A 7297-nucleotide genomic window follows, 5' to 3' on the forward strand; every position below is an offset into this window, starting at 1 on the left:
TTCGAAGCGTTTTAGCTATTTTTATCGTATTACAGACCAGGAGACTCCTTCAAATTTTGCAGTAGCAGCGGCTGCTATAGGGTATTGGTTTTATAAATATTTATAATAAGTTGAACAAAAATTAGCGCCCCCTCCAAAATCTTTGATTTAGTGAGGGGGGCGCTAATTTTTTGTTTAATTGTGTAAAGGCCACTTTTGGGCACTTGCTTCAACAATGCCTAGCAATGCTTTGCGTCGCTCTTCCAAACTATGTAATGTTTTTTGAAATTCTTGGTCTGAGCAGACAGGTAATCCTTTTTGGCGAAGCCGTCTTAAGTTTGGAACAGGAGGTGTTTGTTTAGCCGGATGGATGTGAGCTGTTTGCACAGTATCTATATAATTTTGGATACTTGAACGAACTTCTTTTACAAGCAGTCGGTTTGGTCCGTATTTTTCAAGAATGCCAAATTGCAATAATGTTAAGGCATCATCTAGAACGGCAACAGCTAGGACTTCAGATTTTTTAGGCTGAACACTATGATAATAATGAAGAATAGGGTAAGCATTGTTCTGAGCAGTAAGTTTACTTAAATCTGAAGCGAGTGTGTTAAGTAGTATATCAATATTATGAAAGTCTTTTCCGCTCCATGCCACCTGTACAATTTCTTCACCGGTGCTTCCGATTCCCATTACACTTTGCGCAAAAGAGCGTTTTTGGCTTGCAGCACTTAAAACTGAAATCAAATACGTAACGGCGAGGGTAATAGAAAGCATTCCAGAAGCAGTCGCACATACTGTAGCAAATTTCCAAAATACTCCATTCGGTGTAATGCTGCCATTTCCTAGTGTGAAGAATATGTAACCTGAAAAATAAAGACGATCTATCCAGGAAGCGGATGCTTTAACTTGCGTATTAGTCAGTGCATTCGGATCACCTGCAAAAAATAAAGTCCAGCCTCCCCAAAACAAACAGACCCACATTAACACAGCGCTCATTAGTAGCAAAGGGCCTGCCAAGCTAAGGATGTATCCCCGGTCTCCACTTACTTTTCTCATAATTTTCCATATTCCTGTAGATAGGTGTCTCGTTACAGGGCCCGCTCCACCTTCTATCCATAATGTCGTCCAAATAAAATCTATCAATCCAATAATCAGCAGTATAATACCAACAATTACATAAACTTCATTCACTTTTCTTCCTCCTGACAACAATCAATCTGAAAAAATTTATCAATCCATTTCTATGGTCAGTAAATAATGCAAGATCTAGTTTCTGGTCATACTGTAATATTTCCCTCCTTGGAGGTTTTAAACAATAGCTCTTTTTATCCGTATCAAAGTCGATTTTGTGAGGGGGAAAATAAAGACAGCAGTGAACTTGTAAAAAGGACTTAAAGTATCTCTATAAAATGTCTCTTTTAAATTGGGAACTGAGTAATTGGCCGTGAAACGGGTCCGTCAATAACAACCAAAGGATATAAAATAAAGGAAGAAGCAAGGGATAAACTGCTTGCTTCTTCCTGTAACACAATATATGCGTTGGCTTGGTTAGTACAAAAACAGCCAGGCTGAGCCTAGCTGCAAGAAATGGTTTCGGCCTTGATAAAATTAAGTTTTATTAGTTCGAAACAGTACCATTATTAACCACAAAGAGAATATTTTATACAAAAAATGCAAGTGTGTAAAAAGTTAAACGAAGGGGTAGCAGTCTTTATTAAATTAGCAGAGTGAGGGAAAGCCCAGTCTCCTTAGTTTAGTCGCTTCTGCCAGCAAAATACCATGTATCCCCTAGTGAAGAATATTACCATATCTTTATTTCTTAGAATGAATAAATTCAGGAAAAAAAAGAGATAAAGAAAGTAAGAAAACCGGGGGTGAAAAATGTGTTAAACATTGGAGATTGGAAAATAGTCAAGATTGGTAGTATGACAGTGGTTGGATATGTGAGCAACACCATTCATTACAGCCTGCACAGTGAGCGAGTTGAGTTAACAAAAGTGGTTTGGATTAAGGACAATCAATACCTTTTAAAAAAACCATCACCGGGCATCTTCACAGAAGAGCAGCTGGAACCGATCGGCGATTTTTGGGACAAGCACCAAGATAACTCAACATTAATTGATCTGGCTTTAAAAACAGGTGACAGAGAATGGTTTAAAGAACTGACAGGAGAAAAGCGAAAATGGCATACCGTGGAGCAATAATTAAACAGCATTGGACACCGGAATAAATGGGAAGCGGATAGAGAGCTGCTGTGCCGATTTGCCGCTCCTTGTCCAATGCCGGTAACTTCTCAAGACACACAAAGAAGCATCATACCAATACTCAAGCTATTTTTACAAATGAGAAGTACATTCAGAAAGCCATTGAGATGGTTCGTCAAAGAAAAGCAGCACAACACATATAGGATAAGGTAATAGAAAAAGCAAGAACAGTCTTTTAGATTGTTCTTGCTTCTTTTTTAGACTTCACATATCAGCAGGTTTGTATGACAGCTAACAAGGTAAAGTAAACCTTGTTTAACCTCTTAACTTTCACAAATATTTTAAAGTTAAGCAGAATATAAATGTAATACATAATTTCTAAGTTTTTTTGTATAAAAGACGGAAGAAGCGGCTATCTTGATGAAAAGGCTATCAAAATTAAAGGGGAGATAAGCGATGAAAACGAGACAAGATGCCTGGTCAGAAGAAAACGATCTGCTACTTGCTGAGACCGTACTACGTCATGTGAGAGAGGGAAGTACCCAGCTGAAAGCGTTTGAAGAAGTGGGAGACAAGCTTAATAGAACAGGAGCAGCATGTGGCTTCCGCTGGAATGCTGTGATCAGGCAGCAATACGAGAAGGCATTAAGTCTTGCCCGTAAACAGAGAAAACAACACTATCGTAACCAGCAAAAGCAGGAAAGGGTTTCATCAGGACTTCGTGTTGTCGAGAAGAAACATCGGTCAGGACAAAAAGCGACGGAAGATTTGAACTCAGATTCTCTGACAATCAAAGAGGTTATTGGCTTTTTAGAGACGTTAAATGTCTCTGGGGAAGACTATGACTTTCTGCAAAGAGAGCTGGAAACGATTAAACGTGAAAAAGCAGAACTGGAAACAAAATACGAACAGCTTGAAAAAAGCGCATTGACCATGAAAAATGATTATGAAGAAATTGTGAAAATTATGGACCGGGCTAGACGAATGGTTGTCTTTAATGATGAAGAGGCCATGCTGCAAGTTGAAAATAATAACTTAGAAAAAATCGCAGAATAAAAAGTACAGCTAATATCACGAGGAAAAATTTAAACAATGTAATGAATAAAAACGAGGCTGTATCGGTAAATTTTAGAATATTAAGCTCTAACACGCCATCTGGGAGCCCGGTAAAACCAAATCCAACGACAAAGGTGATAACAGTCCCTATCATCATCTAGCTTATCTTAGCAGAAAGGCTGTCATTACGGTTGCTGACCGGTATCGTATTTACCGAAAAAAAGATAACAGCTCCACTCACTATACTGGCTATCCACAGCGGAACCTAACCGGGCGGAGATTAACCAAATTCTCGAAGAGACCCTTCCACCTGCCAGTAAGATCAATCCGCTGGAGATGAAGGCCTATAAAAAAGTGATCTTTAAAAAGATCAATTCATGCTGCCGACTTTGCCGACAGCTATTTTTTATGCTAAATAAGCAGGGGGATGAACCTCTCCATCAAGATCTTTGAGTTAGGCGGAGAGTTTTACAAACAAATCTTCTGAAAAAAGAAAGAATGCCCTAAAAGCCGGGCTTTTGGGACATTCTTGAAATTACCATTTGCGCAGTTTAAATTGTGCTAGTGTCAATCACAAATCGATATTTTACATCTGAAGCTAACACGCGTTCGTATGCTTCGTCAATTTGGTCGGCCGAAATAACTTCAATCTTGGGAACAATATTATGTTTTGCACAGAACTCTAACATTTCCTGTGTCTCACGGATGCCTCCAATCATTGAACCTGCAAATGAACGGCGATGACCAATGAGAGAAAACACATTTACTGGCAATGGTTCTGCAGGAGCACCAACGTTTACTAAGGTACCATCCAGAGTTAACAATGAGAAATAAGCGTTAATGTCAATTTTTGCACTTACCGTATTAATAATTAAGTCAAAAGTTCCGGCAAGTTTCTCGAATGTTTCCGGTTCGCTTGTGGCATAGTAGTTGTCTGCACCGAATTGCAAACCATCGTCCTTTTTGTTCAATGTCTGTGACAAAACCGTGACCTCAGCACCCATGGCATGTGCAATCTTGACAGCCATATGACCAAGGCCGCCCATACCAACAACTGCTATTTTTTTGCCTGGGCCAGCTCCCCAGTGGTTCAATGGCGAATAGGTTGTAATGCCTGCACAAAGTAAGGGTGCTGCCGCATCAAGCTCAATATTATCAGGGATTTTGAGTACGAAATTTTCCTGTACGACAATGTGGGTAGAATAGCCACCTTGAGTAGGTTCACCATATTTGTCAACACCAGCGTAAGTTTGGATATTTCCTTTAAGACAGTATTGTTCTTCTCCTTTTCGGCAGTTCTCACAATCGCCACAGGAGTCAACCATACACCCGACCCCTACCCGGTCACCGACTTTGTATTTTGTGACCTCGGCTCCTACATCCGCGACAATTCCTGCAATCTCGTGTCCAGGTACGAGAGGATAATTCACAGGTCCCCATTCGCCATGAGCCGTATGGATATCAGAATGGCATATGCCTGCATACTTAATTTCAATCAGAACATCTTGCAAATCCAAGTCCCGTCGTTTAATTTCGGCCGCTCGAAACGGTTTGTCTGGACCGTCGACAGCTCGTGCTTTAGCAGTTACCATAAAAAATCCTCCTATAATTTATATTTTTCAAGAGAATGCGCTTATGCGGGTATAAATGAATAACTCAGGCTAAAATTCTCTTTTATTCATTTTTATCCATAATTTTTTCTCTTGCAAAACAATGTTAATCCTTATAGTTAACTCTAGGTCAAGTGGCTAGCTTATATTCTTTTTAAAGATTACCGCCTATACAGGTTTTATCCCATCTATTAGTATAGCTTCTTTGACATTCAGCAAATACAGTGCTAAAATTCCCGCAAATCCTAGAGTTAACTCCAGGTATAGATATTTAAAAAAAGGGGGGAGAATAATGAAGACATATTCTATCAGCGAAGCTGCAAAAGAATTAAATCTTACAGTATATACCTTGCGTTACTACGACAAGGAGGGACTTATGCCTTTTGTAGAACGGACACCCAGCGGAACACGATTGTTTAAAGAATCTGATATCGGTGCTTTAAAGATCATTCAATGTCTAAAATCCACCGGGATGCCTATTAAGGATATTAAACATTTCATTGACTGGTGTTCTGATGGGGATCCCACCTTGCAGCAAAGATATGATATGTTTATGGAGCGGAAAGCTAGTGTAGAAGCACAGATGGAAGAACTAAAAAAAACAATGGAAGTCATCGAGCATAAATGTAGGTATTACAAGACTGCATTGGATGCAGGAACGGAAGATATCTATAAAAGCGATAAAGTCGGGAGTTTCATTGCTGATTAATAGTAAACCACCTGTATGTTATAACGGTATATATGACATACAGGTGGCTTTTATTTGTATCATTTACTATCGCTTACGTAATTAAATTATTTGTTTCGTTGAACGAATCAAGATTTGGCTTATTGCAGCAATTTCAGGGGTGCTCATCGAATAAGCTGTTGCACCTGCAATGTTATATGACTTTATGGTTTAGTGTCAGCGAAAGTATTCTCTACTATCTCATGATTCAACTAACAGAGCAGCTTTGTTGAACAACACACCCACCAAAAGATCAAAAAAAAGCCTGCCACTAATGGAAGACTTCAGACACTTTTTTTTATTTCCATAATCCTTTGTTCTAAACGGTCAATCTCTTTTGGTAAAGTCGCTAAAAGCTGATGATATAGTGCACCATTCGAAGGGATAGAAGGATAAATAGTACTCATTGATTCAATGCCATTATCTTTGAGTATTGCGTATCGCTGACGGGTCTCAATTAATGAGTTTGTTAAATTTTCAATAAGGGTTGCCATTCCTATTCCTCCAAGTAAATAATAAATAATGATATACCCTCTTTATTCGCATACAAAACATTATTAACACCGATTTCTAATCTGAAATTGGCATTTTTAAATTGGCTAAAAGCACGATTCAAATAAATCAGCTTTCCCGTAAAATACTCTTAAAGAATTAACGCCAAACCAATATTCATTATCTTTAGGATTGTACGTTTCTATATGCATTTCTTTTATTTTAATTCTATTGATATCGTTTTGAGGAATGCTGGTTGATGTTGTATCTAAGTCAGCAGGTCTTGTTTTTTCTTCATCAGGAACCCTCGTAGTAAAGGAGAGAGACGTATAGAAATAGAGGCAGAAAAAATAGTAGTACTGTAAATTTCAGTACAATAACGTCCCCTTTATTTAATTATAAAGGAGAAAATTTCAAAGCAATATTAATGCTCCATTACTTACTCCTTCTGTCCAGATAAGTATAGACACTTCAGAATAGTTGTTCGATCTTTCAAGATCTTATCGGAAGCTCTCTCACTTCGGTTTCCTCGCTGCAAGATCATAATCAAAAAGATGCTCTAAAAAGATCTGCCAGCTCTTAATAAGGCTTTCAAGTAAGGTTTAAACGATCATTTATAAAGAAAAGTTTAAAAAAGTTGATTTTATATTTTCAAGATGATATATTTTTAAAGCTGTCGTTAGTAAAAATACCTCATAGTAGTTCAACGGCAGAGCATTACTTTGCCAGGGGTATTGTGGTTTCGAATTCCATCTTCCACTCTAATATTATGGCGGCATAGCCAAGCGGTAAGGCCAAGGTCTGCAAAACCTTTACCACCGGTTCGAGTCCGGTTGCCGCCTCCATATTATTTGCTTTGACAACATTCGTCATTCATTTTAATGAATACAAAATACGGATAACATGGAAGTAACTTGAATCATATGTGGTAAAATAATCTTTTGAAGATTTCCCATTAATTCGTTTGAAAACCCATATTATATTATGAATCCGCCAGTAAATAGGGCGGCTCAAATAAACTGATTTACATCATTATCATTTTGATTAAATAACATTTTTCTTTTAAAGTGTTGACTTGTAAATGAGTACATGATATGATTATTTAGCTGTCCGATACGATAGCAAAGTGAATTGATCTTTGAAAACTGAACAAAATAAACGTCAACGTTTTAAATTTTTATCTTCTATTAAAAACACCCCGTGTTTTAATGGAAACAAATGAGCAAGTC

Annotated in this window: 6 protein-coding genes and 1 tRNA gene; 4 read left to right on the forward strand and 3 right to left on the reverse strand. The window is 38.0% G+C overall.

Annotation, left to right across the window (positions count from 1 at the left end; all coding sequences use genetic code 11):
- Positions 1 to 174: 174 nt before the first annotated feature.
- On the reverse strand, positions 175 to 1170 hold the full coding sequence (locus tag VP97_RS20140; protein WP_050183954.1) for a potassium channel family protein: 996 nt from the start codon (positions 1168 to 1170) through the stop codon (positions 175 to 177).
- A gap of 692 nt (positions 1171 to 1862) precedes the next feature.
- On the opposite strand from VP97_RS20140, the gene VP97_RS20145 reads away from it, so the two are divergent.
- Positions 1863 to 2183: an IDEAL domain-containing protein gene (locus tag VP97_RS20145; protein WP_050183955.1), complete on the forward strand. Its 321-nt coding sequence runs from the start codon at positions 1863 to 1865 to the stop codon at positions 2181 to 2183.
- A 456-nt stretch (positions 2184 to 2639) separates the two neighbouring features.
- Positions 2640 to 3239, forward strand: a complete 600-nt coding sequence (locus VP97_RS20150; RefSeq protein ID WP_050183956.1) for an RsfA family transcriptional regulator — start codon at positions 2640 to 2642, stop codon at positions 3237 to 3239.
- A gap of 551 nt (positions 3240 to 3790) precedes the next feature.
- Here the strand turns inward: VP97_RS20150 and VP97_RS20155 are convergent.
- The gene (locus VP97_RS20155; protein ID WP_050183957.1) at positions 3791 to 4831 is read right to left on the reverse strand and encodes an NAD(P)-dependent alcohol dehydrogenase; all 1041 of its coding nucleotides are present in this window, start codon (positions 4829 to 4831) and stop codon (positions 3791 to 3793) included.
- Positions 4832 to 5141: 310 nt separating this feature from the next.
- Between VP97_RS20155 and VP97_RS20160 the strand changes: the two genes are divergently transcribed.
- Positions 5142 to 5558 carry a MerR family transcriptional regulator gene (locus tag VP97_RS20160; protein WP_050183958.1) on the forward strand — a complete coding sequence of 139 codons (417 nt, stop codon included), beginning with the start codon at positions 5142 to 5144 and terminating at the stop codon, positions 5556 to 5558.
- Positions 5559 to 5860: 302 nt separating this feature from the next.
- Here VP97_RS20160 and VP97_RS20165 read toward each other — a convergent pair whose 3' ends face one another.
- Positions 5861 to 6070: a hypothetical protein gene (locus VP97_RS20165; protein ID WP_050183959.1), complete on the reverse strand. Its 210-nt coding sequence runs from the start codon at positions 6068 to 6070 to the stop codon at positions 5861 to 5863.
- 769 nt (positions 6071 to 6839) lie between these two features.
- On the opposite strand from VP97_RS20165, the gene VP97_RS20170 reads away from it, so the two are divergent.
- Positions 6840 to 6913: transfer RNA gene (locus VP97_RS20170), tRNA-Cys, on the forward strand.
- Positions 6914 to 7297: the final 384 nt, after the last annotated feature.

The sequence above is a fragment of the Domibacillus robiginosus genome (assembly GCF_000966195.1).
GTDB classification, from domain to species: Bacteria; Bacillota; Bacilli; order Bacillales; family Domibacillaceae; genus Domibacillus; species Domibacillus robiginosus.

Bases quoted from the DNA above. Each gene is read 5' to 3' on its own strand.
- VP97_RS20150 (WP_050183956.1), top strand. From the start codon at position 2,640: ATGAAAACGAGACAAGATGCCTGGTCAGAAGAAAACGATCTGCTACTT.
- VP97_RS20155 (WP_050183957.1), bottom strand. From the start codon at position 4,831: ATGGTAACTGCTAAAGCACGAGCTGTCGACGGTCCAGACAAACCGTTT.
- VP97_RS20160 (WP_050183958.1), top strand. From the start codon at position 5,142: ATGAAGACATATTCTATCAGCGAAGCTGCAAAAGAATTAAATCTTACA.
- VP97_RS20165 (WP_050183959.1), bottom strand. From the start codon at position 6,070: ATGGCAACCCTTATTGAAAATTTAACAAACTCATTAATTGAGACCCGT.